The 25,742-nt window shown below is 67.7% G+C and carries 19 protein-coding genes; 9 read left to right on the top strand and 10 right to left on the bottom strand.

Translation table 11 applies throughout. The annotated features are described in order from the left end of the window. Window positions 1-7: 7 nt before the first annotated feature. The 4 genes from KAJ83_RS17705 (at window position 8) to KAJ83_RS17690 (ending at window position 3,122) form a co-directional block, all read left to right on the top strand. Window positions 8-520 (top strand): Lrp/AsnC family transcriptional regulator, encoded by a 513-nt coding sequence (locus KAJ83_RS17705; RefSeq protein ID WP_210683451.1) that lies wholly within the window; start codon window positions 8-10, stop codon window positions 518-520. A gap of 110 nt (window positions 521-630) precedes the next feature. Further along, a complete protein-coding gene (locus tag KAJ83_RS17700) occupies window positions 631-1,380 on the top strand; it encodes a TIGR04283 family arsenosugar biosynthesis glycosyltransferase (RefSeq protein ID WP_210683450.1) in 750 nt (249 codons plus the stop codon). Continuing rightward, window positions 1,373-2,017 (top strand): TIGR04282 family arsenosugar biosynthesis glycosyltransferase, encoded by a 645-nt coding sequence (locus tag KAJ83_RS17695; protein ID WP_210683449.1) that lies wholly within the window; start codon window positions 1,373-1,375, stop codon window positions 2,015-2,017. Before KAJ83_RS17700 ends, KAJ83_RS17695 begins: the two co-directional genes overlap by 8 nt. Before the next feature lie 16 nt (window positions 2,018-2,033). Then, window positions 2,034-3,122, top strand: a complete 1,089-nt coding sequence (locus tag KAJ83_RS17690; protein ID WP_210683448.1) for an aminoglycoside phosphotransferase family protein — start codon at window positions 2,034-2,036, stop codon at window positions 3,120-3,122. Here KAJ83_RS17690 and KAJ83_RS17685 read toward each other — a convergent pair. From KAJ83_RS17685 to KAJ83_RS17675, 3 genes are all read right to left on the bottom strand, one after another. Continuing rightward, entirely contained in the window at window positions 3,119-5,221 is a 2,103-nt protein-coding gene (locus tag KAJ83_RS17685) for a hydantoinase/oxoprolinase family protein (RefSeq protein WP_210683447.1), read from the bottom strand. The two genes, KAJ83_RS17690 and KAJ83_RS17685, sit on opposite strands and share 4 nt — an antisense overlap. Window positions 5,222-5,599: 378 nt before the next feature. Next, a complete protein-coding gene (locus tag KAJ83_RS17680; RefSeq protein ID WP_210683446.1) occupies window positions 5,600-7,660 on the bottom strand; it encodes an MFS transporter in 2,061 nt (686 codons plus the stop codon). Window positions 7,661-7,665: 5 nt separating this feature from the next. Then, entirely contained in the window at window positions 7,666-8,385 is a 720-nt protein-coding gene (locus KAJ83_RS17675; protein WP_210683445.1) for a hypothetical protein, read from the bottom strand. A 336-nt stretch (window positions 8,386-8,721) separates the two neighbouring features. Here KAJ83_RS17675 and KAJ83_RS17670 point away from each other — a divergent pair, with 336 nt between their 5' ends. From KAJ83_RS17670 to KAJ83_RS17660, 3 genes are read left to right on the top strand one after another with little or no spacing between them, the layout of a single operon-like run. Then, entirely contained in the window at window positions 8,722-13,467 is a 4,746-nt protein-coding gene (locus KAJ83_RS17670) for an nSTAND1 domain-containing NTPase (protein WP_210683444.1), read from the top strand. Continuing rightward, window positions 13,464-14,720, top strand: a complete 1,257-nt coding sequence (locus KAJ83_RS17665; RefSeq protein ID WP_210683443.1) for an ABC transporter substrate-binding protein — start codon at window positions 13,464-13,466, stop codon at window positions 14,718-14,720. The genes KAJ83_RS17670 and KAJ83_RS17665 overlap by 4 nt, the downstream gene beginning before the upstream one ends. Window positions 14,721-14,767: 47 nt before the next feature. Beyond that, on the top strand, window positions 14,768-16,795 hold the full coding sequence (locus KAJ83_RS17660; protein WP_210683442.1) for an adenylate/guanylate cyclase domain-containing protein: 2,028 nt from the start codon (window positions 14,768-14,770) through the stop codon (window positions 16,793-16,795). A 30-nt stretch (window positions 16,796-16,825) separates the two neighbouring features. On the opposite strand, the gene KAJ83_RS17655 is transcribed toward KAJ83_RS17660, so the two are convergent. Beyond that, on the bottom strand, window positions 16,826-18,055 hold the full coding sequence (locus tag KAJ83_RS17655) for an aromatic ring-hydroxylating oxygenase subunit alpha (protein ID WP_210683441.1): 1,230 nt from the start codon (window positions 18,053-18,055) through the stop codon (window positions 16,826-16,828). A 112-nt stretch (window positions 18,056-18,167) separates the two neighbouring features. On the opposite strand from KAJ83_RS17655, the gene KAJ83_RS17650 reads away from it, so the two are divergent. Further along, window positions 18,168-19,091 (top strand): LysR substrate-binding domain-containing protein, encoded by a 924-nt coding sequence (locus tag KAJ83_RS17650; RefSeq protein ID WP_210683440.1) that lies wholly within the window; start codon window positions 18,168-18,170, stop codon window positions 19,089-19,091. Window positions 19,092-19,214: 123 nt separating this feature from the next. On the opposite strand, the gene KAJ83_RS17645 is transcribed toward KAJ83_RS17650, so the two are convergent. Beyond that, window positions 19,215-19,763 (bottom strand): PAS domain-containing protein, encoded by a 549-nt coding sequence (locus KAJ83_RS17645; protein ID WP_210683439.1) that lies wholly within the window; start codon window positions 19,761-19,763, stop codon window positions 19,215-19,217. A gap of 64 nt (window positions 19,764-19,827) precedes the next feature. After that, entirely contained in the window at window positions 19,828-20,631 is an 804-nt protein-coding gene (locus KAJ83_RS17640) for a sulfite exporter TauE/SafE family protein (protein WP_210683438.1), read from the bottom strand. Window positions 20,632-20,825: 194 nt separating this feature from the next. Between KAJ83_RS17640 and KAJ83_RS17635 the strand changes: the two genes are divergently transcribed. Then, window positions 20,826-21,983 (top strand): succinylglutamate desuccinylase/aspartoacylase family protein, encoded by a 1,158-nt coding sequence (locus KAJ83_RS17635; protein WP_210683437.1) that lies wholly within the window; start codon window positions 20,826-20,828, stop codon window positions 21,981-21,983. 9 nt (window positions 21,984-21,992) lie between these two features. On the opposite strand, the gene KAJ83_RS17630 is transcribed toward KAJ83_RS17635, so the two are convergent. From KAJ83_RS17630 to KAJ83_RS17615, 4 genes are all read right to left on the bottom strand, one after another. After that, window positions 21,993-22,808 (bottom strand): ABC transporter permease, encoded by an 816-nt coding sequence (locus KAJ83_RS17630; RefSeq protein WP_246484852.1) that lies wholly within the window; start codon window positions 22,806-22,808, stop codon window positions 21,993-21,995. Window positions 22,809-22,812: 4 nt separating this feature from the next. Then, window positions 22,813-23,502, bottom strand: a complete 690-nt coding sequence (locus KAJ83_RS17625) for an ABC transporter permease (protein ID WP_210683436.1) — start codon at window positions 23,500-23,502, stop codon at window positions 22,813-22,815. Window positions 23,503-23,617: 115 nt separating this feature from the next. Continuing rightward, on the bottom strand, window positions 23,618-24,412 hold the full coding sequence (locus tag KAJ83_RS17620) for an ABC transporter substrate-binding protein (RefSeq protein ID WP_210683435.1): 795 nt from the start codon (window positions 24,410-24,412) through the stop codon (window positions 23,618-23,620). 139 nt (window positions 24,413-24,551) lie between these two features. Then, a complete protein-coding gene (locus KAJ83_RS17615) occupies window positions 24,552-25,325 on the bottom strand; it encodes an ABC transporter ATP-binding protein (protein ID WP_210683434.1) in 774 nt (257 codons plus the stop codon). Window positions 25,326-25,742: the final 417 nt, after the last annotated feature.

The following is a 25,742-nucleotide window of genomic DNA, read 5'->3' as shown; positions in this document are numbered from 1 at the left end:
TGTCACAATGCCAAGCGACGCGCGCGCCCCGAAACTGGATTCGATCGATCTGAAGATCCTGGCCGCCTTGCAGCGGGACGGACGCATGACCAAGACCGCGCTGGCGGATGCCGTCGGGCTTAGCCCCAGCCCCGCGCATGAGCGGGTGAAGCGTCTGGAGGCGGCGGGCTATATCACCGGTTATCGTGCGTTGATCGATATCGACCGGCTGGTCGCGACCGCGCTGGTTTTCGTCGAATTCACGTTGGGCCGCCACGGCGCGGTCGATTTCGCGCGCTTCGAGCAGGCGATGCGCGCGGAGGAAGCGGTGCTTTTCTGCTACGCCATTGGCGGCGGGGTGGATTATATCGCGCTGGTCGTGGCACCGGGCATTGCCGCTTATCAGGCCCTTGTCGACGAGTGGCTCGCCGCCGATCTCGGGATCGAACGCTATTTTACCTATATCGTCACAAAGCCGGTCAAGCCGGGTGATGGCTGGCCGATCGAGAGCCTTCTGGCGGCGGCCGGGCGTCGTCTCTGAGGAAGCACGTCCCATGATTTAATAAAGTCGCTATTCTATCGCCATCCGGCGCGGTGCTTGCATGCCGATGGTTTCGACCGACAACGACCGCGAGAGGTTTGCCCGCCCGCATGAATGCCCAGTTTCCCGCCGGTACGACCACGCGCTCCGTGGCCGCCAGCGCGCCGGATAGGCCAATCGGTCTTGGTATCGTCATTCCGACGTTGAATGCCGCCGCGAGCCTGCGCGCCACATTGCGCGCGCTCGCCGTGCCGACGCCGGGCCTGTCGGTGGATATCGTCGTGGTCGATGGCGGTTCGGGGGACGAGACGCTCGATATCGCGCAACGCTTCGGCGCGCGCATCGCGGTGGCCGAAGGCGGGCGCGGTCCGCAATTGGCGGAAGGCGCGCGGGTGGCGCTCGGCGATTGGCTGTTTTTCCTGCATGCGGACACCGTGCCGCCCGGGGAGTGGCCGGCCCTGATCCGTGATTTCACGACAGCGCCCGGCGCGCGCGGGCGCGCGGGCTATTTCCGCTTCACCCTCGATGATGAGAGGAATCCGGCCGCGCGGCGCCTGGAGCGGTTCGTCGCCTGGCGCTCCCGCTTCCTGGGATTGCCCTATGGCGATCAGGGGCTGCTGGTCGCGCGCATGGCGTATGAAGAGGCGGGCGGATTCCCACCGGTTCCCTTGATGGAGGATGTGGCGCTCGTCCGCAGGATCGGGCGGCGGCGGCTGGTCGCGCTCGACGGGGCGGCGATGACGAGCGCCGCGCGCTATCGCCGTGAAGGGTATCTGCGCCGGGGCACGCGCAATCTCCTTTGTCTCGGTCTCCATTTCTGTGGCGTGCCGGCGTGGCTCATCCACCGGATCTATGGATAGGGGGTGCGCGATTCGGACATGTCATCTCGTCATCTTTGCCCGCTATCCTCGCTTCGGTCGGGTCAAGCGTCGTCTTGCCCGGGATATCGGCGCCATGGCGGCGTTGCGCTTTTACCGGGCGCAGTTCGACCGCGCGATCCGCACGCTCGGCGGCGATCCGCGCTGGCGGACATGGCTCGCCTTGACGCCGGACGGCGCGGATGGGCCCGCGCTGACACCGGCAAGGCGCCGGGGCGTCGCGATTCTTCCGCAGGGGCGCGGCGATCTGGGGCAACGCATGGCCCGGATTCTCCGGTCGTTGCCGCCCGGTCCGGCCGTGATCCTGGGCAGCGACATTCCGGGCGTGACGCGCGCCCATGCGCGTGCCGCCTTTGACCGGTTGGGAACGCATGAGGCGGTGCTGGGACCCGCGCCGGACGGCGGCTACTGGCTGATCGGGCTGAGGCGCGCGGCACCGCTGCCGGATCGGCTGTTCGCCGGGGTACGGTGGTCGAGCGCGTACGCGTACGAGGATACATTGGCTGGTTTCCCGGCCTCGTGGCGCGTTGCGCGCGAGGCGGAGCTTGAAGATATCGACGATGGAGACGACTATCAGGGATGGTTGGGCAGCGATGGGTTGGGGCGCGAGAAGCTATGAGGCGTCTTACGTGAAAATGATGGACAGCATCCCCGCGCTGGCCGAGGCACTGGCGCTGGTGCCCAGTTTCGCCGGAATATCGCCCGGCAAGCTGGAGCCGCTGCCGACGACGGGGCTTGCCCACGATCATATCCGCATCTCTGGCACGGGACGGCTGCTCCGCGTGCCGCGGCAGAGCCAGATGCGCCTCGACGCGGCGCGCAATCTCGACTATCAGGCCGCCTGCTTCGGCCGGGCGAGCGCGGGCGGACATGCGCCCCGTTATTTCGGGCAAATCCGTCCCTGCCCCGGATTGCCCATGGGGGCTCTTATCGTCGAGGAGATCATCGGCGCGCCGGTCAAATTGCCGGAAGGACTGCCGGAGGTCGCCCGTGCGCTCGCCTCGATCCACGCCCTGCCGGTTCCTCCCGCGGCGGAGCGCGCGCCGCTCGCCGATCCGGGCGATGCCTACGCCGCCACGCTGGAGGAGGTGCGTGACCATGCGCGGCATCTGGATGCGGCGGCGTTGGAGCAGGATGCGCGCCGGATGATCGAGGCGGAGATCGACGCGGCCGCGCGGCATGCCGGCGCGATGGAGGACGCTCCCCCCACGACCTTGATTTCCTTCGACGCCCATCCGGGCAATTTCCTGATGGACGAGGCGAATGGGCGGGCCGTTCTGGTCGATCTGGAGAAGGCGCGTTACGGCGCGGCCGGGTTCGATTTGGCGCACGCGACGCTCTATACCTCGACGACATGGGACGTCGCGACTTTCTCCGATCCGGGGCACGAGGCGATCGCGCGGTTCCATACGCGCTATCTGGATGCGCTGCCCGGTGACCTCGCCGATGCGCAGCGCCCGCATCTGATGGCGCTGCGGCGTCTGATGTGGCTCTGGTCGATCACCTGGTGCGCGAAATGGCGCGTGGCGAGCGCGAATGCCAGGCGCGGCGACAAGCATCTGGCCGAGGACACGGAGGATTGGTCGGCCGAGAACAGCGCCGACGACTTGGTCGAGCATGTCCGGGGGCGGGTCGATCACTATTTGACGCCGGAGGTGATCGAGCGCGTGCGCGCCGATTGGCGGTCGGTGAACCCGTTGAGTGACCTGTTGGGAATCCTTTAACCGGGACGTCCCGGCGTCAATCGCGGCCGGCCATAGGCGGTGGCGTTGATCGCGCTCTCGACGAAGACCTCGTGGCCGCCGGCCACGCTCGCCACCCGGTCGGCGCGGGTGACCTCGACACGTATTTCGTCGGCGCCCGCCTCGCGCGCCTTGCGCTCCGCCCCGCCACGGGCCAGATCCGTGGCCCGGGCGGCCGCATCCGTCAGGGCGCTGAAATCCTCCGGACCACCTTCGCCGTGCACGCGGAATCGGCCTTCTTCCGGCGCGGTGATCAGCACGGACTGGCTCTGGCTGACGCCACCCGCGACCGCGCCGACGGCATTGCAGACATCCGAATGGGTCGGCACGGCCAGACGGCTGTTGAGACGCTCCGCGATCGCCGGATAATAGGTCGTGGCCGGCGCGCCGATACCGATCAGCGGGCGGTTGAGGGTGACGGAGAATGAGACGAGCGGCGCCGCATCCGTATCGCCGTCTTCTTCCGCCGGGGGGGCGGAATCGGCCTTCGGCGCGAGGGCCGCGTCCAGGAAACGCCGATTGCTTCCACCGGGCCGATTGCTTCCACCGGATGGGGACGCCGCCGCGGAGGGTGGCGGGGGCGGGCGGCCGCGACGGCGTGTTTCTTCCGCCATCGCGGCATCCAGGATGGCCTCTCCGGATTGGCGGATCACGCGTTCGATCACTTGGCGGGCGAAGCTCTCACCGTCGGGTGCCACGGGATGGCCGGGGCGCCGGTCGCTCCGCGCCCAAAGCTCGGCGCCTAGCGTCGCGGCTTCCAGGTTCCATCCCGTCTGAAGGCCGAGGCGATGGGCCGCGTCGGAGGGGGTGAAGCCCGCCAGGATGGCGAAGCCGCGATCGACCAGGCGCTGTAGCGGCTGTTCCGACGGGCGACCGGCGAACAGCGCCTCCAGGCTTACCGGTCCGGTTTCGAGCCGATCCCACAACATCGCCTCGTTACGCGATAGCTTGGCCCCGCCCAGGCCGCGCAGGCGCAGCGCGAAGCGCCCGTCATGGGTCTTGGGCCAGGCGCGCCGTGCCTGCTCGCGCAAGGTCTCCAGCGCCGCCGGGTGGTCGCGCGCCAGGAGGCTGAGCGGCACCACCCGCCTCGGTCCGACCACCAGCCGTTTCTCGTCGTCGAGGCGAATCTGGCTGTCGCCGCCGAGGCCGAGTGTCCGCACCGCCACCGCCTCCACCATCGTGCGGTAGCCGCCGACCGAGGCGCCGTCCGGGTCCATTACCGGGCGGCCGCCGTTCAGGATGGCGATATCCGTCGTCGTGCCGCCGATATCGGAGACGATGCAGTTCGCCTCGCCGGAGAGGGCACGCGCGCCCACGACGCTGGCCGCCGGGCCGGAAAGGATGGTTTCGACGGGCCGCATCAGCGCGGTCTCGGCGGCGATCAGCGATCCGTCGCCCTTCACCACCATCAACGGCGCCTCGATTCCCCGTCGCGCCAGATGGTCGCGCACGGCCAGGATCAATTGCTGCAATAGCGGGATCAGCCGCGCGTTGAGCAGGGCCGTCAAGGCGCGGCGCGGCGCGTCGAGCGCGCTCGCCAACTCATGGCCGCAGGAAACCGGCATGCCCGTTTCCCGCCGGATCAGGTCGCGTGCGCGCCGTTCGTGGGTTGGGTTGCGCACGGCGAAATAGCCGCTGACGGCGACGGCGGCGGCCTTCTCCCGCAGCATGGCGATGCCGTCCATCAGGGCGGCCTCGTCGAGCGGAGCCTGCTCCTGCCCGTCCGCTTGGTGCCCGCCGGCGATCAGCACCACCGGATCGCCGCCGAGCGCCTCGGCGAGACCGGCCCTGTCGAGCGCGGCGCGCGATTGTCCGATCAGCACGAGGCCGACCGGGAAACCGTGACGCTCCACGATCGCATTGGTGGCGAGGGTCGTGGAGAGGGAAACCAGCCCGATTCGCGACCGCGCGTCGGGCGGACCGGCGTCGAGCGCGCGGTCGATCGCGTCGCCGACGCACAACGAGAGATCGTGCTTGGTGGTGAGGGATTTGGCGGCGGAGACGACATGCCCGCCGGCTTCGTCGAAGAGAACTGAATCCGTATAGGTGCCGCCGGTATCGATGCCGAGAAGAAGCGTCATGTTTTGTTTCACCGCCCGATCGCGTCGACATGGTGATTATCGACCGATGCGCGCTTTAGAACAGAGCCGGCATGGCGGCAATGGATAAAATTGCGCGGGCGGGCGATGCGGTGAACCGGCAGATGAACAGGCAAAGGGCGGCCCCGCGACAGGTCGCGTGAACCGCCCCTTATACGTGCGTCTGCCGGTCCCCACCAGCCAAGCGCCGCGACGCATGCCCTGATCCGATCGAACGCGAGTCCGATCCGGTATCAAACATCCCGAACCCGGGATGTCCTGCCCCTCCAATCCCGATTAGGAAGGCGGCCTAAGCCGTGGATTAAGGATAGACGTGGAATTCCTAACAAAAGGTTACCAAGCGCGAGAAAGTCGAGAATTTTATTCAAATTTCTCGCGCATTGGGCTGAGCCGGAAGGTGAGCAGCAGCAGCAGGGCGCAGGCGGCGATGCCCGCGCCGATCGCCACCGTGGAGAGCGCGAACCCGCCGGCGGCGAGCAGCGCCCCGGCGGCGAAAGGCCCGAAAACACTGCCGAAACGCTCGACCAACCGATAGATGCCGATAACGGTGCCGCGGCCGAGGCGCGCGCATTCCTCACGCGCGACCAGCGGCACCATGGTCGCCAGCGTCGAGACCGAGATCGCGTGCCCGATCCCCATCACCAGCACGCCCGCCAGCACGCCCGGCGTGCCCGGCACGATCAATGTGGCGCAGAGCGCGAGTCCCGACAGCGCGGTCCCCGCCGTGACGAAGACGAGCGGCCGCCCCACCCGATCCGAGAGACGTGCCGTCCAGGGCGAAAGGAAGACCATCAGGATGGCGTAGATCATCAGGATGCGCCCGATCGCCGACTGGCTGTTGCCGAGCGCGTCGAGATGCAGCGGCGCCAGGAAATAGAGATAGGCGGCGAGCAGGAACTTGGCCGGGATCGCCGCGAAGAGCGTCAGGCCCAGGAACCGTGGATTGGCGAAGACGGCCCGGATGTCGGCGAGCGTGAAGCGGCTGGCCGCGCGGTTCGCCGCCGGCCGCTCGTCAAGCAGCCGCCAGACGAAAAGGAAGGCCATGCCCGCCAGGATCGCCGCGATCAGGAAGGTCGTCCGATAGCCCAGCCGGTCCGCCAGGATCGCCCCCACGGCCGTCCCGCAGATCGTCGCGGCGAAGAAGCCGACAACGAAGACGTTGAAGCCCTGGGTCCGGTTTTCCGCGGTCGTGTTGTCGCCGACATAACCCTGGCAGGCGATATAGGCCGCGCCATAGCCGAAGGCGGTGAGCGAGCGAAAGGCGAGGAGTTGATAATAATCCCCGGCGAATGCCGTCAGCGCGAAACCCAGGATGGCGATCGCCGCGCCGATCAGGAAGGCCGGGCGCCGGCCGCGCCCCTCGGAGAAGGCGCCGGCGATCGGTTGGCTGAAGGCCCAGATCATCATGAAGATCGCGATCGGCAGGCCGATCGCCACCTCCCGCCCGAGCCAGGGCACGGGACCCAGCAGGCTATCGACATAAAGCGGGAAAAAGCTGAGCGAGAGCGATTCCGCGAAGATGAAGAGGAAAAGCGGGGTGCGGATCGCGGCGATCCGGTCGGCGTCGATCCGCTCCGCCCCGTGATCGGCGGCGAAGCGGTAGGTTTCAGCCAGGCGCGCCGCCGGCGCCCGGCCCGTGGCGCGATTCCTGAGCGCCTCGTACCGGCTGTTCACCGCGTCCACGACATCGTTCAGCGCGCCCAGGGTCCGGCCGATCTCGTCCCGGCCCACGCGGCCGACCCGGGCGGTGAAATCCCCTTCCGACAGCCGCGCGATCAATCGGCTTGCCTCGCGGATCGGGCCGCTCAAGGTCGTGGTGACGAGATAGAGGAGGAACTCGAAGGTGATCAGCAGGGCGGCGAAGATCACCACCCCGATATCGAACAGGATATCCTGCAATTCCTTGCGCACGAAGGCCCGGTCGACGCCGACATGCAGCACCCCGACGACCCGGTTTCCTTCGTCGCCCGGGGCGATGAGCGGGGTCGCGTGATCCACCGCGTCGCCCCGGATCGTGCGGGTGAAGGGTCGGCCGGCCCCGCCTTCCATCGGGGTTTCGCCGGTGGTTTCCGGGGGCTCCTCCGGTGGGGTCCCATGGGTATGGAGCACCCGGCCGTCGGGTCCCTCGACACTAAGGTAAAGGACTTCCGGATGGCCTTCGGCCTGCTTGGCCAGGAATTCCTCCACCCCGGTCATGCGGGCGAGAGGAATGCCGTGGGTCAGCCCCCGTTCGATCACATCCCCACCGAGGCGCGCGATCGTGGTCGCCTTGCGGTCGATCGCGGGGGCGAGGGCATCGTCGAACAGTGAAAGCGCATAGAGCCCGACGCCGCCCAGAGTCGCGGCCAGCAACAGAACCGTCAGCCCCATCAGTCGGAGGTTGAGGGTCCGGGCAAGACGGTTCGCCTGTTCGGCCTGCATCGCTCTTAGCCTTTCGCGCGCGGTGGCGCGGACCCGTTGGCTTCCCGCTCCGCGTGGTGGAGATCGACGAAAGCCTGGCGCGCGAGCCGCCGAAACGCGATGAAGTCCCGGTCGAGCGGCGTGGCATCCGCGTCCGGCGGTGGAATCTCCGGCGTTCGGCCGTTTCGCATCGCCCGCAGGGCGTCGCGCGCCTCCGCGAAGCGGTGCACGATTCCGCGCAACGCCAGACTGGCGAGCAGCGCGCCGACGAGGGTCGCCGCCAGCACGGCGATCGCCGAAACCAGCCCTAGCCGCCGCAGACTGTCCGCGACCACCTGGCCGACCGCCGCGCGCGATCCGACGACCGTGACGCGGCCGGCCGGTTGGTCGAAGGCGTTGACGATCGGTGCCGTCACGCTCAACCCCTGTTCCTCAGGCGGCGGGGTGCCGGTTTCGAAGAGGACACTATTCGTTTGATCGCGCACGCCGATCCACAGGATATCCGAATCCGCGGCTGCGGCGGTGGCCAGCGCGTCGGGGATGTTGCGCGCTTCCTCCAGGGAGAGGCCGAGGCCGAGCGCGCCTTCCATCGTGTGCGACAGGTCGAGCGCGACCACTTGAAGGCGCGAGCGCACGAGATCCTCGAGCGTGCGCTCGAACTTCGCCTGACTGAGAAAAGCCGTCAGCCCAACCCCGAAGCCCAGAACCAGCAATAGCATGATGGCGATGCGCAGTGGCAGGCGCATGTCAGGCCCCACCACCCGCGCGCCGGTAGATGTCGACCGGCCGGGCGCCTACGACCGCCGGTGGAAATACCGAGAAATGGCGGGAGGCGTTCGGTTGCCCCGCGTGGTGGCGTCGTCGCCTCCCCGTCTGTCGGCGCGGGTTTTTCCGTGCTTGCGACAGTTTTCGATCCCCCCCTGAAGGCCCCGTCTCGATGGGACGTCGGGATGAAACCACAAAGCACGCGGGGCGGCAATCGCGGCGCTTGGTGGCGGCCGCGCGCCGTCGTAAGGTCGCGGTCGAACCGACCGGGGACGTGGGGCTGTCGACCGGAACTGTCGGGAATCATTGGGCGGATCATGGCACGGCGCAGCGTCAAAGTTTTCATCTCGTCGCCCGGCGATGTCGGCCAGGAGCGCTTGATCTGCGCGCGTATTCTCGATCGGCTGCAAAGCGAGTTCTCCGGCTTCCTGGAAATCAAGCCGATGTTGTGGGAGCACGAACCCCTGCGGGCCCACGCCCATTTCCAGGAGGAGATCGAGAAACCGTCCGACGCCGATATCGTGGTCTGCATCCTATGGTCGCGTCTCGGCACGCGATTGCCGGATCAGTTCCGGCGGACCGACGGCACGACCTATGATTCCGGCACGGAATGGGAGTTCGAGGACGCGCTGACCGCTTTCCGCGAGACCGGCAAGCCGGACATCATGGTCTATCGCAAGACCGCGCCGCCGATTTCCGACATGAGCGACGAGCAGGCGCTGATCGATCGGCTGGAGCAGAAGAAGAAACTCGACGCCTTCCTCAACAAATGGTTCGGCAGCCACGACAGCGGCTTCAAGAGCGCCTTCCACCCCTTCGACACGCCCGATCGCTTCGAGGAGATGGCGGAGGAGCATCTGCGCCGCCTGATGCGCGCCAAGGTGCCGGAACGCCTGTCCGACGACAGCGGCGCGCCGGCCGTCACCTGGACCCGGGGCTCGCCCTTCCGGGGGCTGGCGGCCTTCCAGTACGAACATGCGCCGGTTTTCTTCGGCCGTACGCGCTGGATCGGCGAGGTCAAGGACGCGCTGACCCGGCAGGCGCATCGCGGCAAGGCCTTCGTCATGGTGCTGGGGGCGTCGGGCGGCGGCAAATCCTCGCTGGTGCGCGCGGGCGTGATTCCGACCCTGTGCCAGCCGGGCGTGGTGGACGGCATCGGCGTGTGGCGGCGCGCGACGGTACGCCCCTCCGATGGGGAGGCCGATATCGCCCGGGGTATCGCCCAGGCCCTGTTGTCGGAGCATGCGCTGCCGGAACTGGAGGGGCTGGGTTATGACCCGGCCACGCTGACCCGATTGATCGACCGGGCGCCGGATGCCGTGATCGAGCCCCTGCGCATCGCGCTCGCCGCCGTGGCCGACAAGGTGGCGGAGGCCGAGCGGCTGAGTCGCCGGCCCGAGGCGCGCCTCGCCCTCACGCTCGACCAGACGGAGGAACTCTTCACCGGCGAGGCGATCACCGACGATCAGGCGGTCCATTTCATCGACGTGATCGATGCGCTGGCCCGCAGCGGCCTGGTCCATGTCGTCGCCACGATGCGGGACGATTTCTATCATCGCACGGCGCGGCTGAAGAAACTGGTCACCCTGATGGAAGGGGATGGGCAAATCCATCTCCTGCCCCCCGATTTCTCCGAGATCGGTCAGATGATCCGCCAGCCGGCCCGCGCGGCGGGCCTGCGCTTCGAGATGGACCCCGTGCGCGAGCAACGCCTGGACGAGGTCCTGCAGGGCGCGGCCGCCCAGGACCCGGGCGCGCTGCCTTTGATGAGCTTCGTGCTGGACGAGTTGTTCGAGGCGCGCAGCGACGAAGGGTATCTCACCTTCGATGCCTATGAGGCGTTGGGCGGGTTGGAAGGCGCGCTCGCCAAGCGGGCGGAGGCTTGTTTTGCCGAGCAACCGCCGGCGGTGCAGGAGGCGCTGAATCCCGTGCTGCGCCGTCTGGTCACGCTGGCCAAGGGAGACGAGGACCGGCCGACGGCCCGGCGCCCCACGCTGGTCGAGGCGGTGGGGGAGGATTCGAACCGCGCGGCGCTGGTCGATGCGTTCGTCGAAGCCCGGCTTCTGGTCATCGACGGGGAGGGCGGCGAGAGCCATGTGCGCGTCGCGCATGAGGCGCTGTTGACGCGCTGGCCCCGGTTGGCGGTCTGGCTACAGGCGGATAAGGATTTCCTGCGGCTGCGCGCGCGCATCGCCGATCAGGCATCCCATTGGCGGGAAGAGGGGGAAAGCCCCGATCTCCTGTTGTCGGAAGGCAAGCCGCTGTTCGATGCCCGCGATCTTCTGCGTGGGCGGCGCGAGGATCTGGACGAGGCCACCATCGCCTATATCGAGGCCTCCTATGCCGCGTTCCAGCACCGTCAGGAAGAGGCGGCCGAGGCCCAGCGCCGCAAATTGAAGCGGACCCGCATGCTGGCGGTCGCGATGGCGGGGCTCGCGCTCGTCGCGGCGGCGGGCGGGTGGCTCGGCTATAGCGGGCAGAAGGAAGCCGAGGCGCAACGCGCCGTCGCCGAGTCACGCGCCCGCGACGCCGAGACCGCGCGGGAGGAGGCCGAGACCCTGGCGCGCGCCACCGCCTTCCAGGCGCGCCGCACCGAGGCCGCGCGCGAGGCGGCGGAGGTCGCGCTGCTCCGGGCGGAGAAGCAGACCGAGCGCGTGCTGCGCAAGCAATCCCAATTCCTGGCTCGGATCAGTCGGGAACGGGCGAATGCGGGCGATTTCCGAACCGCGCTCGAACTTGCGCTCGCCGCCCTGCCTTCGGATTTCGACCGGCCGGAACGCCCCTATGTGGCGGAGGCGGAATCGGCGCTTTACCACGCATTGCGCCGCTTCCGGGGCAATGACCGGCTGCCGGGACACGACGCGGCGGTGGAATCGATCCGCGTCGCGCCCGACCGCATCCGCATGGTCAGCGTCGGCGCCGATGGCCGCGCGCTGGTCTGGAACGCGGGGCACGGGGAACGGCCCGTCTTCGCGCTCGATCCGCGCGGCGGGCGGTTGACGGATGCCGCGATCTCTTCCGACGGGCGGCGGATCGCGACGGCGGCGGCGGACGGCGCCATCGCGCTCTGGCGCGCGTCCGATGGCGCCTTGGTCGCGACGATCGCGGCGCATGCGGGGCCGATCGCGGGTCTCGCCTTCGACGCGACCGGCGGCGATATCGCCAGCGCCGGCTGGGACGGGACACTCGCCGTCTCGCGGGTGGAGACGGGGGAGATCCTGGCGCGCGTCCGCACGGGCGGCGACCGTTTCTCCGCCCTGGTCGCGCATCCGGCGGGTGGGTGGATCGCGGCGGATCTCTCGGGCCGTGTCGTGTTCTGGCCCGGGGCGGGACAGCCCCCCCGTTTCGTGTCCGTGGCGGAAAGCGGTATCACCGCGATGGCGATTACCCCGGACGGCGCGCGCGTCGCGCTCGGCACCCGGGACGGCGCGGTGTTGCAGGTGGATGGGATCGACGGGCGACCCTTGTCGCGGATGGTCGGGCATGGCCGCTCGGTGACGGCGCTTGCCTATTCGTCGGACGGCGGCGCGTTGTTGAGCGGGGATCGCGACGGCAAGGCCATTCTTTGGCATGGGCCGACGGGCCGGCAGATCGCGGTTCTGAGCGACGCGACGAGCGACGCGCGCGTGGTTTCGGTCGACTTCGCGGGCGACGGCCTCCGTGCGCTGACTGCCGATGCGGGCGGGACGGTGCGTTTGTGGACCGTGACGGGCCGGCCGCTCGCCACCCTGCGCTCGGAGGATGGGCTGACCCGGGCGCTCTTCTCCGCCGATGGGCGGCATGTCCTGACCGGTGCGCGCGACGGGAGGCTTCGGCGTTGGCGCGCGGAGGGGACGATGAATGGCGGCGCGGCGCGCTTGTTCGGACGCATGGCGGGCTCGGCCGACCGGCTCGTCTTCTCGGCCGATGGCGGCGTCCTGTTCGCGGCCGACCGACAAGGGAGGCTGGCGCGATGGGACCTGCCGGAAGCCTTCACGGGCGGGGACGCGTCGGCGAATGATCCGGGGTGGCGTGTCGCCGCGCATGAGGGGCGGGTCCATATGCTGGAACTCTCGCCGGATGGCGCGCGTCTGGCGACCGCCGGTCAAGATCGCGCGGCGCGCCTTTGGGACGCGGCGACGGGGGAGGCGCTGGCGGTCCTCTACGGCCATACGGACGATGTCCGCGACATCGCCTTCGCGCCGGACGGCGCGACGCTCGCGACCGCATCGGATGATGGAACCGTCCGGCTCTTCTCGGCCCGGGACGGCGCGCTACGCGCGACGCTTGCCGGGCACGAGGCGGCCGTGCGGCGGGTCGCCTGGTCGCCCGACGGCGCGCGCCTCGTCAGCGCCTCGGCCGATGGGACCGCGCGTCTTTGGCATCGTAGTGAGGGGGATGGCGCGGATGAGGCCGCTGGGCGCGCGACTGGGGATGCGATTGGGGATGCGACTGGGGAGTCGGCTGGTTGGACCGCCGTCCGGCTCGCTCCCGGCGGGGAGGCGTCCGACGCCGCGCCGGTGACGTCGGCCCTGTTCGCGCCGGACGGCGGGCAGGTCGCGACGGCGTCGGCCGATGGACGGATCGTGCTGTGGGACGCGGCCGACGGCTCGGCGGTGCTGCGGCTCGGCGGATCGCGCGCGGTCTATCATCTGGCCTTCGCGCCGGCCGGCGGGTCGATCGCGGCCGGCGGGGAAGGGGGGACGGTCAATCTGTGGGACACCCGCACCGGCTATCAGCGCGCGGCTTTCGCCGGCCATGGCGGGGCGGTGGAGGGGCTGTCCTTCGACGCGGAAGGCGGGCGGCTCCTGACCGCATCCTCGGACGGGACGGTCCGGCTCTGGGACACGGCGAGCGGTGTCGAACTGGCCCGCCCGGTGGAGAGCGACCATGCGGTCAGCGAGGCGGCGTTGGATCCCACGGGACACACGGTCGCGGCGGGGCTGGACGACGGCACGCTTCTTCTCGCACCGGTCTTCCCGGATACTCGCTCGCTCGTCGCCCACGCGCGCCAACGCCGCGACCGGCCGCTCGGTCCGGTGGAGCGGGACCGCTATTTCCTCGATGTGGAGGAGGGACGATGAGGGCGCGCCGGCTTCTTCCGATCCTTTTGGTCATCGGTTTGGCGATGGGGGGCGCCCTGTCGTTCGCCGGTGGCGCGGCGCGCGCGCAGACGGACGGGACGGTTACCGTCACGCTCGGCGCCGCGATCTCCGAAAGCGGACGCTTCGCCGCCATCTCGCGCGAGGTGATCGACGGTTACGCCCTGGTGGTGGAAACCGTGAACGAGGCGGGCGGCATCGCCCTCGCGGACGGGCGGCGCGCGCGCTTCGCCCTGGCCTTCCGGGACGATGAATCGGATACGGCGGGCGCCACGGCCGCGACCCGCGCGCTGATCGAGGAGGATGGGGTCGATTTCCTCCTAGGCCCCTATAGCTCGGGGCTGAGCGAGAGCGTCGCCGCCGTCGCCGAGGCGGCCGACATGCCGGTCGTGATCTCCAACGGCACGGCGAGCTTCCTGTTCGATCAGGGCCGCCGGAACCTGTTCGCCGTACCCTCCACCTCGCGGCAATATCTCGCCGGCACGGTCGATCTGATCGGCAAGGAACTGTTGGCGGTGGGGCGCGATCCGGCGGAGGCGCGCATCGCGCTCGCCTTTCTCGGCAATGCCGGCACGCAGGAGATTCGCGACGGCGTGCTCGACGAACTGATGCGCTGGGGCATGACCATCGCGGTCGACGAGGTCTTGGCGGAGGATTTCTCGAACCTTCCCGCGATCCTCAAGGCGGCGGAAGCGGCGCGGGCGGATGCGCTGTTGTTCTCCGGCTTCTCGGCCGGCAGCACGGCGGCGGTCGATGCGCTGCATGCGGCGGGGATCTATCTGCCGCTGGTGGCGATGACCCATTGCGATCCGGCGGCCCTGGCCGATCGTCCCCCGGCGGCGCGCGATTATCTGATCTGCGGCACCCAATGGGACCGGTATCTCAGCTATCGCGACCGGTGGTTCGGCACGGCCAATGAATATGCCTTCTTCTACGAGGAGAAGACCGGTCGGCCCGTGACCTATCAGGCGGCCCAGTCGAGTGCCGCCGTGCTGGTCCTGGCCGATGCGATCGAACGGGCGGGGACGCTGGAGCGCGACGCGGTGCGCGCGGCCCTCGCCGAAACCAATCTGGAGACGTTGTTCGGCGAAATTCGGTTCGACGAGACCGGCCGGAACGTGGCGAAACCGATGCTGTTCTATCAGATCCGCGATGGGCGGTTTCAGATCGTGGCGCCGGCGAACTGGGCCTGGGACACGGTGGTTTATCCGGCGCCGCCCCGGTCGATGCGTTAGGCTCTAGAGGCGCGCGGACGGCGCGGCGAGGGGGAGGAGATTTTTCGATGAGCGATTCCGATATGCTGGCCGCGCTGGCGGGCCATGGCCTCGATCCGTCCAGTTACGAGGCGGACGATTTCGAGCGCGCCGTGCGCGTCTTGATCCGCGACGGTCAATATTTTGTCGCGCATGATCTGGCGCGTACCGGCCTGGAACGCTTTCCGGCCGACCGGGAACTTCAGCGCCTCGGCGCGGAGGCCGCCTTGAGCGCCGGTGCCTTCGGGGAGGCGAAGCGTCTGGCCGCGCCGCTGGAGGCCGCGCTGGTACGCAATAATCCCCGGGTGCGCGCGGCCTATGACCGAATGGTCGAGGTGATGCGCGCGATCGACCCGAAGGCGGATGCGCCGGACGACGCGGCGCTCGACGCGATCTCCGGCCTCGCTTCCGCCATGCAGGCGATGGCGGAGGCGGGCCTGTCCCGGGCGTCGGACGGAAGCGATGGGGCGTCCTTCGCGCTGCTCGGCCGGCTGCATCTGACGCTATGGTCGCGCGAGGGGGGCGAGGAGGAACTCGCCCGCGCGCGCGATGTACTGGAGGATGGGTGGCGCCTGACCGATCGGCCGGACCTCGGCGCGCTGGCGGCGGTCGCGGTTTATCTAACGGGGGAGAGCGGGCGCGCGGAGGCGCTTGCCCGCGCGGCGCTCGCCAAGGCGGAGGCGGCGGGCGCACCGCCGCCCTCCGTCGAGGCGTTGTTGATCGCGGGCGCGCCCGCCGAGGCGGTGGCCCTGATGGCGAGCGACCCGCCGACGAGCGACGGGGCGGCGCAACTCAATCGGCGCCTTGATCAATTGGCGGCGCGCGGCCTCGCGGTGCCGGAGGCCGTGCGCGCGGCGGTATGCCCGCCGGCGATCGCGCTCTTCACCGGCCATATGATCGACGCGCCGGATCGGCCGTCCGCGCGCTTCCCGGCGGGGTGCGAGCGCGCGGCGAAGGCGGCGATCGCGGCGAAGCTGGAGGAAATCGACTGCCGCATCGGTTATGCGGCGGCGGCGCAGGGCGGCGATATCCTGTTCCTGGAGGCGTTGGCGGAGCGCGGGGCGGAGGTCAATATCGTCCTTCCCTTCGCGCGCGCGGATTTCGTCGAGGCATCGGTCGCGGCCGCGGGGCCGCACTGGATCAAGCGGTTCGACAATATCATGAAGCTCGCCAACACGGTGAGTTACGCCACGACGGAGAAGCATCTGGGCGACGATATCCTGTTCCGCTATGGCGCGCAGGTCATGGCCGGCATGGCGGAATTGCGGGCGGACCTGCTGGGCACCGCCCCCTATCTGGTGTCGCTCTGGGACGGGACGCCGACGCGCCTGGTCGGCGGCACGGCGGACATGACCGCGCTTTGGGCGCCGACGGGACGGCTGCGCATGATCAATTTGACGGCCTTGCGCGCGCCGGACGGGACGCCGCCGTCCGATACGGGGCTGCTCGATGCGCTCGCCAAGGCCCCGGCGCCAAGCCCGGAAGAGGCACGCACCGGCCAACGCGGCATCCAGGCGCTGCTTTTCGCGGATGTCGTCGGCTTTTCCAAAATCCATGAGGAACATGTGCCGGATTTCGTCCGCTTCCTGACCCATGTGGCGGAAGGGCTCGATGACGCGCCGACGCCCGTCTTCCTCAACACCTGGGGGGATGCGATCTTCGCGGTCACGGACACGGCGGCGGAAATGGCGCGCTATGCGCTGGCCCTGCAGGCGGCGATCCGCGCGGCGCGCGGGCGGCTCACCGGTCCGGCGGCGGAGCTGGATCTGCGCATCGCGCTCCATGCCGGACCGGCCTATCGCGAGATCGATCCGCTGACCGGCCGGCCGAATTTCTATGGCGGCCATGTCAACCGGGCGGCGCGGATCGAGCCCGTCACGGTGCCGGGGCAAGTCTATTGCTCGGAACAATATGCTGCCCTGCTGACGGCGGAGGCGACGCAGGAAGGCGGGGCCGCCAGGCTCGACGATCAACCCTGGGCGATCGAATATATCGGCAACATGGCGCTCGCCAAGAAGTTCGGCGCGCAGAAGGTTTATAGTCTGCGCGCCGCTTGAACCGCCGGCCGGGTACGCGTTCCGGCGTTGCTATTCCGCCGCGGCGCGTGCCGCTTCCCGTCCGCGCGGGCCGTCCAGCATCGTTTGGGCCGTCCAGACGTGGAAGCACCGCGTCGGCGGGTCCATCACCGGCGTGAAGACGCCACCGCCGAAACCGGGGGAGGCACGGCCCTTCTGCATGCCTTCGACCGCGAAGACATCCTCCATGAAGACCTGCGACCAGGTACGCTGGTTGGTCAGGCGCAATTCGGCATAGTCGGGATCGCGCACCGCCTCGTCGAAATAATGCAGGCACAGCCGCTCGCGGCATCGGGTCGGCCCGTCGGGTAGAACGACGATGGCGTAGCAATGGTCCCGATGCACGCCCAGCATGACATTGGGATAGAGCGAGACATATTCCGCACCCGTATCCCATGTCGCGCTCAGGTTCGGCAGGGCGGGGAACTTGCGCCCGTCGGGCGACAGGATCGGATTGTAGACTGTCGATCCCTGGCCGGAGAAATGGCCGGGTTCGACGATATTGTAGTGATCCTCGATCCGCGAATAGCTATTAAGCGCCGGGTGAACCCAGGGCAGGTGATAGGCCTCGCAATAATTCTCGATCGCGAGCTTCCAATTGGTCGCCAATTCAAAGGTCAGGCGGCAGTCCTCGCCCGTATGGACGAGCGGTGCGTCGGCGAATTCGCGCCAGCGCGCCAGGATACGGTCGTTCGCCACCTCGAAGGGCGGGGCCATGCCGTCGAGATTGATCCAGACGACGCCCAACCACTCATGGGCGCGCACCTCGCGCAGGCCGTGGCAGGTCGGGTCGAAATCCGGGTGCGTGTCCTGACCCGCCCCGCCGACATAGGGAGTCCGCCTCAGCCGCCCTTCCAGGTCGTAGGCCCAGCTATGATAGCGGCATCGCAGCACGCCCTTGCTGGGCCCCGCCTTCTCGACGAGGATCATTCCCCGGTGGCTGCACACATTGTGGAAGACACGGGCCCCGCCGCCCTTGTCCCGCACCATCAGCAACGGCTGTCCGAGAAAATCGATCGGAAAGCAATCACCGGGCTTGGCGATGTCGGCGGTGAAGCCCAGGCCCGCCCAGTGCTTCGCGAAAACGGTATCGCGTTCGCGTTCCATGGTCTCGTCGTCGGTGTAGCAGGCGTTCGGCAGGCCGACCGTGCCGCCCTCGGCCGAAACGGATTCCAAGGCGAGATGAAGTACGTTTAATTTGTCCGAAGTCAGTATTGTTTCGGTTCGCACTATATCGGTCATGTCCCTCTCACCTCCTGCAATGGTAGCGAGGCGCGGCTGTCCGATGACTTTCATCTGAAATTGGAATGCGCGTAAAGCTGACAAATTCACATGTATCGGGTAACTTCAAGTAATGTCAAAGAGCCCCCACGACCTTCCGCCGCTCAGTGCCGTCGCCGCGTTCGAGGCGGCGGCCCGGCGGCTCAGCTTCAAGGACGCGGCCGGGGAGTTGAACGTCACGCCCGCGGCGGTCAGCCGTCAGATCAGGCGGCTGGAGGAATGGTTCGGTCGGCCGCTCTTCCGCCGATTGCATCGACGTGTCGTCATGACGGAGGAGGGCGAGGCCTTCCACGATGCCGTGTCCGCCGCCTTCGCCGGCATGGCGGGCGCGGCGCGCGGCCTTCGCGGTCCGGTGGGGGAGCAGGTGACGATCGGCAGCACGTCCTCCGTCGCGCGCTTCTGGCTGGTGCCGAGGCTGCATGATTTCTGGCGCACCTATCCGGAACTGAAGCTGCATCACGTCATTTCAGACTTCACGATCGACCTGACGCGGCAGCGGGTCGACCTGGCCGTGCGGTTCGGGCAGGGGCAATGGCCGGGGCTGGAGAGCCGGATGCTCTTCGCCGACCGGATCTATCCCGTCGCGGCTCCGGAATTCGTGGCGGAACAGGGCCCGGTCGAGACGCTGGACGATGTCGCCCGCCTGCCCCTCATCGATATCGGCGGCGTGATGGAGGAAGGGTGGCTCGGCTGGCCGGAATGGATGCGCGCGGCGGGCGCGCCGGCACGGCCGCTGCGCCTTAACCGAATCAACAGCTATTCCATCGCGGTGGAGGCGGCGCTGGACGGGCAGGGGGCGCTGCTCGGCTGGCACTCGATGGTGGGTGGGTTGTTGGAGGCCGGACGCCTCGCGCGGTTGACGGACGCGGAGATTGCCTCGCCCGGGGCATATTTCCTGGTACGCCGCGCGGACCGGCCGCTCAGCGCGGAAGCCCAGCTCCTCGGGACCTGGCTTACCGATTCATTGGGAGGAGAGGGGGAGATATCCGGCGTCTGACATATCGCCGCGCTTCCGGATCGTGTCGCGGTCGCTTGACGATGCGAACCGCCTCCGCGCGTTTTTTCCGGTATAAACTCGCATAAGGCAATCTCGGGCGGTTCCATATCGACCCATCATGCACTAACGCTTCAAACGCGCCAGGAAATCGGCGTCCAACTCCGCGCAGGCGATTCGATGAACATTGTCCCAGACCGGGGGTGTCAGCTTATGGTCGGTCTGCCGCCGCTCATAGAGGCTCAATCCGATCGTGTAGTCGACCGTGCCCCCCTCGGAGGCCATGGGGAGAACCAGCCGTTCGGCGTGATTCGTGCCGCCGAGCGGGTCCTCCTGCATTCCATATTGGACGAGGGGCGTCTGGATCACGTCGAGCCACCGGCGCAGGGCCGATGCGTGATTCTTCACCCCGACGATATCGCGAAACCGTTGTCCGCGCAAGCTGACGGCACCCCAGGCGAGGTTGATGCGCTCGCCCGCCAGCCGACAAACGAAGTCGTCCAGCTCGGGGTCGAACCGATAGATCCAGATATGCGGCAGCAGGCGTGGAATCGCTATCGGATCGAAGTCGCGCTTAAATGGAACCGGTGCGCCATCGGCGCGTGCCATGGCCCATGCCGCGATCATGTCTCGCACCTCCACGGATGCCTTGGCGATGGCGTTCACGTCCGTCATGGCGAGAATCCTGTCACGGTTGATCCCTCGCAATACCCACTTCCCATGCCATCGCGCCGGCCGGTCAAGTCACGCGCAAGAGCCCGTCGATCCCATCCCAGCACAGCTTCAATCCGGTCAGGAACAATAGGCCATAGGCGATACGATAGAAGAGCGCTTGGCCGACGAGACCATGCAGGCGCACGCCGATCCAGATGCCGATCGGAGCGAGAGGCAGAAGAGCGAGCGAGGTGCCGAGATTCTGAACGGAGAACAGGCCGAGTGTCGAATAGGGGACCAGCTTGACCGCATTCACGATGAAGAAGAGCCAGACGGTCGTTCCGACATAAAGCGTCTTATCGACCCGTTGCGGCAGCATGTAGAACTGTACCGGCGGGCCGCCCGCATGGGCGACGAAACTCGTGAAACCGGCGAATGTTCCCCAGATGCCGCCCCGTACATGGCTCGGCCCCGGCATCGTGTCGCCTTCGTCCGGGCCCGGGGGCCTGCGTCGCGTGCCGGTGCCCGACCAGTGATGCAGCGTGAAAATCACGGCGACGAGGCCGATCGTCAGCCGAACCGCATCCGCGTCGAACCAATGGAAGGTGAGCGCGCCGATGGCTGTGCCGACGAGCGCGCCCGGCAGTAGACACATCAGATTGCGCCAATCCGCCTTCCGCCGATAGGCGGCGAGGCCGAACAGGTCCATCACGCACAGGATCGGCAACATGATCGCCGCCGCTTGCACCGGCCCTATGACGAGGGCCATCGCCGGCACGGCGACGATGCCCAACCCGCCGCCGAATCCGCCCTTCGATATTCCGGCGACGAGAACGCCGGGGATCGCGACCAGATAGAACAGTGGATCCGTGATCGGAACGAAATTCATGCGGCCCGCCGGATCGTGGCGCGGCCGGCGGGACGTCGTTTCTCTGACATGACGTGGCGTTTCCTCCGGTACCCTCGGGACGGGCACTCTTCAGGTGCAGCCTAGCGCCGGCCCCCTTGCGCGTCCATGGGGGCGGGCATATTCCTTTGGTCTCGCGCCGCATCCGATTTCTTAATCGGCAAGGAGATTACCCCATGTCCCGTCGCACCGAGACCCTGCCGCTTCTGGCACCCACGCCCGGTGTCGAGCGCAGCCTCGTCGTCCATCGCTATGGCCGGGAGGGCGCGCGTCCGAAGGTCTATCTCCAGGCGGCGCTGCATGCGGATGAATGGCCCGGGCTGATGGCGCTGCATCACCTGCTGCCGCTGCTGGACGATGCGGACGCGGCCGGCCGGATCGTGGGCGAGATCGTGGTCGTGCCTTATGCCAATCCGCTCGGCATGGACAACCGCTTGGGCGGTATCGTTTCCGGCCGCTATGCCTATGACGGCAGCGGTAATTACAACCGCGATTGGGCCGACCTCGCGCCGTTGGTGAAGGATCGGCTGAATGGCCCGCTCTCCGGCGATGTCGCGGCGGATGTGACGCGGGTGCGCGGGGCGCTGCGCGAGGCTCTCGACGATTTGCCGGATCGCACGCCGACCATGCAATGGCGCAAGACATTGATGCGGCTTTCCGCCGACGCGGATCATGTGCTCGACCTGCATTGCGACGGGGAGGCGGAACCGCATCTCTATGCCAATGAGGCGCGGGCGGGGACGGCGATGACGCTGGCCCAGGCGATGGGCATAGGGATCGTCCTGTTGGAGGAGGAGGCCGGTGGCGGCGCCTTCGACACCGCGCCGGTCGAGCTTTGGTGGCGCCTCGCGGAAGCGGGCGTGGCGGAGGCGGAGCACCTGCCCGCCGTCTGCTTCGGCGCGACGATCGAACTGCGCGGGAAGAACGATGTCTCGGACGAGTTGGGACGCCAGGACGCGGCCGGGTTGATGCGGTTCCTGGCGCGGATCGGGGCGCTCGCCTCCGGCGCGGCGGACGGGCTGACCCCGCCCCCGGACGGCTTATCGACCGCCTATCGCCTGGATGCGGTCGATACCGTCAACGCCCCCATCGCGGGGCTCGTAGCCTATCAGCGTCCGCTCGGCGCGATGGTGGAGGAGGGGGAGGTCGTCGCCGTCCTGATCGACCCCGCCGCCGTGCCAGGCGAGAACCGCGTCGAGGTGACGACGGCGCAGACGGGCCGTCTCTTCACCTATAACGAACATCGCCTGGTTCAGCCCGGGGACCGGTTGGTCAAGGTCGTCGGTGACAAGCCGCTCGGCTATCGCAAGAAGGGCAGCCTGTTGGAGGATTGAGGCCGAATCTCACGTCGCCGGTTGGGGGGATGGCGCCTTCGGCCCGCGTTTCCCGCCGCCGGACGATCCGTCCCTCGGGCGGAGGTGGGAGAGGTAGCGGCGCTCCAGATACCGGAACAGGCGGCTGATCCCCCAGACCAGAAGGGCATAGAGCACGGCGGCCGCGATGAACCCCTCATAGGCCAGATAATATTTGCCGTTCAGGGTCCAGCCGACGCCCAGGATATCCTGCACCGTCACCGTCGAGGCGACGACGGAGCCATGCAGCATGAAGATGACCTCGTTCGAATATTGCGGCAGGGCGCGGCGGAAAGCGCTGGGCAGGATGATCCGGCGCACCCGGGTGGCGGGCGACATGCCGGCGGCCTTGGCGGCCTCCACCTCGCCCCATGGGGTGGCGTCGATCGCGCCGCGCAGGATTTCCGTCGTATAGGCGCAGGTATTGAGCACGAAGGCGAACAGCGTGCACCACCAAGCATCGCGCATGATCGGCCAAAGGAAGCTTTCGCGCACGGCCTCGAACTGACCGAGGCCGTAGTAGATCAGATAGAGTTGCAGCAGCAACGGCGTGCCCCGGAACGTATAGGTATAGACCCAGACGATCGGGTTGAGGACCGGATGGCGGTAGGCACGGATTAGCGACAGCGGTATCGATAGCGCTCCGCCGATCACCAGCGCCAGCCCGACCAGCGCCACGGTCTGCACCAACCCCATCAGGAACAGATCGCCATGTTCGAGGATGATGACGAAGTCGATCGGCGAGCTTTCGGCCGAGAATTGCCGGATCGTCTCTATCATGCCGCCGCTCGCGTCGCTTTCGGCCATTGGCTCAGGCCCTCCTGACGCCGCGGCTGTAGCGCCGGTCGAGCCAGCGCAGGCCGGTTTCGGAGAGCGCGGTCAGGATCAGATAGATCACCAGCGCCACGAAGATGAAGGTGAAGAGTTGGCGCGTCGATCGGCCGGCGACGAAGCTCTCGCGGACCAGTTCCTCCAGTCCCAGAACGGAGACCAGCGCCGTTTCCTTCAGATGGACCAGCCAGTTGTTGGTGAAGCCCGGCAGCGCGTAGCGCACGAGTTGTGGCCAGACGATGCGCCGGAAGATCAGTGGAGGCGTCATGCCGCAAGCGGTCGCCGCCTCGATCTGCCCGCGCGGAATGGAGAGATAGGCGCCCCGGAAGGTTTCGGTATAGTAGGCGCCCATGATGAAGCCGACGACGAAGACACCGGCCGTGAAATGGTCGATCTCGTAATATTCCCAAAGCCCGGTGGCGGAGCCGACGCGATTGACGATTTCCTGTCCACCATAGAACAGCAGCAACATCATGACGAGCGCCGGGATGCCCCGGATGAGGGTCGTATAGGCGGCGCCCAGGCGATTGGCGCCCGGATTGTCGGATAGCTTGGCCCAGGCCCCCAGTAATCCCAGGGCGACCGCCAGGGCCAGGGAGAGCAAGGCCAGCGCGATGGTGACCAGCGTCCCGTTCAGGATGCTCGGCAGATAGGCGACGACCTGGTCCATGCCGATCCGCTCTCGTTACCGGGGAAAGGGTGGATCTCGTGGCGGCGAGGCCGCCGGGCGGTCCCATAAGGAACCGTCCGGCGGGCCGCGCCACGGCCGTTAAACGGCCGGACGATCAGGATCCGGGCTCGGCGCCGTAGACGTCGAACTCGAAATACTTGTCGTTGATTTCGGCATAGGTGCCGTTTTCTCGCAGGGCCTTGATCGCGTCGTTGAAGGCGACGCGGAGGTCGTCGTCCTCCTTGCGCACCGCGATGCCGGCGCCCTCGCCATGACACTCCAGATCGAACTGATCATCGCCGAGGAAGGCGAAGCCCTCGCCTTCCTCCTTGTCGAGGAAGCCTTCCTTCGCCTGGATCGAGTCGGAAATCTGCGCGTCGATGCGGCCCGAGGCGAGGTCGAGGAAGACCTCTTCCTGCGTGGCGTAAAGCGCCAGTTCGACGTCCGGGAACGCCTTCTCCATATAGCACTGGTGGATCGTGCCGCGCTGGACGCCGACGACCTTGCCGTCCAGGCCTTCCGTCGTCGCCTCGAAATCGGCGTCGGCCGGCGCGACGAACTTGGCCGGGGTGTTGTAGTACTTGTCCGTGAAGTTGACGCGCTTCTTGCGCTCTTCCGTGATCGACATGGAGGCGACGATGGCATCGTACTTCTTCGCCAGCAGCGCCGGAATGATGCCGTCCCAATCCTGGGGCACCAATTCGCAGTCGCGGCCCATCTGCTCGCACAGCGCGCGGGCGATATCGATGTCGAAGCCCTTGAGGGTGCCGTCGGCTTCGGTCCAGGAGAAGGGGGGATAGGCGCCCTCGACGCCGATCCGCAGCGTGTCTTCGGCGCTCGCCGCGCCCATGCCGAGGCCGAGGGCGAAAGCGCCCGCGGCGATCGTGGCCGTTAGTCTCGTAAACCGCATCGTTTTCTCGTGCTCCCTGTTTTGCCGGGTCGCCGGCCGTCCATCCCGTCCGCCGCGCGACCCGTCGGTTGAATGCATCTGCCGCCCCGCTCGCTCCCGCTTTTCTCGCGATCGTCTCGTGGGGCCGGTATGCCGGACCCTATTCCCGGGTTCGGGCCAGGAACTGCCTGAATCGGTCGGATCGCGGGTTCTTGAAGACCTGCCCGGGCGGACCCTGTTCCTCGATCTGGCCCTGATGCAGGAACACGACCTCGGAGGCCACGTCGCGGGCGAATCCCATCTCATGCGTGACGACGATCATCGTGCGCCCTTCCTCCGCCAGATCGCGCATGACCGTCAGGACCTCCCCCACCAGTTCAGGATCGAGCGCGGAGGTCGGCTCGTCGAACAGCAGCACGTCCGGATTCATCGCGAGCGCGCGCGCGATCGCCGCGCGCTGCTGCTGACCGCCGGACATATGCGCCGGGTAATAATCGCGACGTTCCCAGATGCCGACCTTGTTAAGCAGCGTTTCGGCGCGCTCCATCGCCTCGGCGCGGCCCAGGCCCAACACATGGATCGGCGCCTCGACGACATTTTCCAGGACCGTCATGTGGGACCAGAGATTGAAGCCCTGGAAGACCATGGCGAGGCGTGTGCGGATACGTTCCACCTGACGCCGGTCGGTGGCGGCGGGCAATCCCCGCTTCAAGCCCATACGGATGGTTTCGCCCTGGACCGAGACCTTGCCGGAGTTCGGTGTCTCAAGAAGATTGAGGCAGCGCAGAAAGGTGCTCTTGCCGGAGCCCGAGGAGCCGAGCATCGCGATGACGTCGCCTCGATTGGCGGTCAGGGAAATGCCCTTGAGAACCTCGATCTCGCCGAAGCTCTTGTGCAGGTCCTCGACCTCCAGAACCGGCGCCGCGTCCGTCATGCGGCCTCCGTCCGCTGAATCGATGTCCGGTAAGGGCATGCCGGGCCCGAATTTTCATGCAGGGCGCGCGTTTCGCGCCTCCCGGGAAAATCACGGATGTCGGATTCATACTGCGTCACAGGCGGCCCTGCCCCCAATAAATCGACGTACCCCACCTGACCGTCCGTGCGCCGTCCCGCCCTGTTCGGGCGGCCGGCCAGCCGTCGCGACGGCACGTTTCCCCTACTCCCGACGGAAACCGTAGTGTCATCATGTATTTGACGCAAGCGCCTCGCGCGGGCGGCCAGCGCTTCCCGGATCGCGGGGCGGCGGACGATTTCGGTGAAATCAGGCCGAATGCCATCTTATCGGGACGGTTTTCTCTGGCAAAGATATGGTATTCTATACTATATCTAGTCTTTGATAGAGGGTGGATAC

It is taken from the genome of Marivibrio halodurans (assembly GCF_017963645.1).
Taxonomy (GTDB): domain Bacteria; phylum Pseudomonadota; class Alphaproteobacteria; order UBA8366; family Aestuariispiraceae; genus Marivibrio; species Marivibrio halodurans.
The sequence above is the reverse complement of the archived record's forward strand: the minus strand, read 5'-3'. Positions and strand labels throughout refer to the sequence as shown.

What these genes read in the sequence shown, in the direction of transcription:
- KAJ83_RS17690 (WP_210683448.1), top strand. Translation starts at nt 2,034, where the DNA reads ATGATGGACAGCATCCCCGCGCTGGCCGAGGCACTGGCGCTGGTGCCC.
- KAJ83_RS17675 (WP_210683445.1), bottom strand. Translation starts at nt 8,385, where the DNA reads ATGCGCCTGCCACTGCGCATCGCCATCATGCTATTGCTGGTTCTGGGC.
- KAJ83_RS17615 (WP_210683434.1), bottom strand. Translation starts at nt 25,325, where the DNA reads ATGACGGACGCGGCGCCGGTTCTGGAGGTCGAGGACCTGCACAAGAGC.
- KAJ83_RS17695 (WP_210683449.1), top strand. Translation starts at nt 1,373, where the DNA reads ATGGATAGGGGGTGCGCGATTCGGACATGTCATCTCGTCATCTTTGCC.
- KAJ83_RS17705 (WP_210683451.1), top strand. Translation starts at nt 8, where the DNA reads ATGCCAAGCGACGCGCGCGCCCCGAAACTGGATTCGATCGATCTGAAG.
- KAJ83_RS17670 (WP_210683444.1), top strand. Translation starts at nt 8,722, where the DNA reads ATGGCACGGCGCAGCGTCAAAGTTTTCATCTCGTCGCCCGGCGATGTC.
- KAJ83_RS17645 (WP_210683439.1), bottom strand. Translation starts at nt 19,763, where the DNA reads ATGACGGACGTGAACGCCATCGCCAAGGCATCCGTGGAGGTGCGAGAC.
- KAJ83_RS17660 (WP_210683442.1), top strand. Translation starts at nt 14,768, where the DNA reads ATGAGCGATTCCGATATGCTGGCCGCGCTGGCGGGCCATGGCCTCGAT.
- KAJ83_RS17625 (WP_210683436.1), bottom strand. Translation starts at nt 23,502, where the DNA reads ATGGACCAGGTCGTCGCCTATCTGCCGAGCATCCTGAACGGGACGCTG.
- KAJ83_RS17635 (WP_210683437.1), top strand. Translation starts at nt 20,826, where the DNA reads ATGTCCCGTCGCACCGAGACCCTGCCGCTTCTGGCACCCACGCCCGGT.
- KAJ83_RS17650 (WP_210683440.1), top strand. Translation starts at nt 18,168, where the DNA reads ATGTCAAAGAGCCCCCACGACCTTCCGCCGCTCAGTGCCGTCGCCGCG.
- KAJ83_RS17665 (WP_210683443.1), top strand. Translation starts at nt 13,464, where the DNA reads ATGAGGGCGCGCCGGCTTCTTCCGATCCTTTTGGTCATCGGTTTGGCG.
- KAJ83_RS17640 (WP_210683438.1), bottom strand. Translation starts at nt 20,631, where the DNA reads ATGAATTTCGTTCCGATCACGGATCCACTGTTCTATCTGGTCGCGATC.
- KAJ83_RS17630 (WP_246484852.1), bottom strand. Translation starts at nt 22,808, where the DNA reads ATGGCCGAAAGCGACGCGAGCGGCGGCATGATAGAGACGATCCGGCAA.
- KAJ83_RS17700 (WP_210683450.1), top strand. Translation starts at nt 631, where the DNA reads ATGAATGCCCAGTTTCCCGCCGGTACGACCACGCGCTCCGTGGCCGCC.
- KAJ83_RS17620 (WP_210683435.1), bottom strand. Translation starts at nt 24,412, where the DNA reads ATGCGGTTTACGAGACTAACGGCCACGATCGCCGCGGGCGCTTTCGCC.
- KAJ83_RS17685 (WP_210683447.1), bottom strand. Translation starts at nt 5,221, where the DNA reads ATGACGCTTCTTCTCGGCATCGATACCGGCGGCACCTATACGGATTCA.
- KAJ83_RS17655 (WP_210683441.1), bottom strand. Translation starts at nt 18,055, where the DNA reads ATGACCGATATAGTGCGAACCGAAACAATACTGACTTCGGACAAATTA.
- KAJ83_RS17680 (WP_210683446.1), bottom strand. Translation starts at nt 7,660, where the DNA reads ATGCAGGCCGAACAGGCGAACCGTCTTGCCCGGACCCTCAACCTCCGA.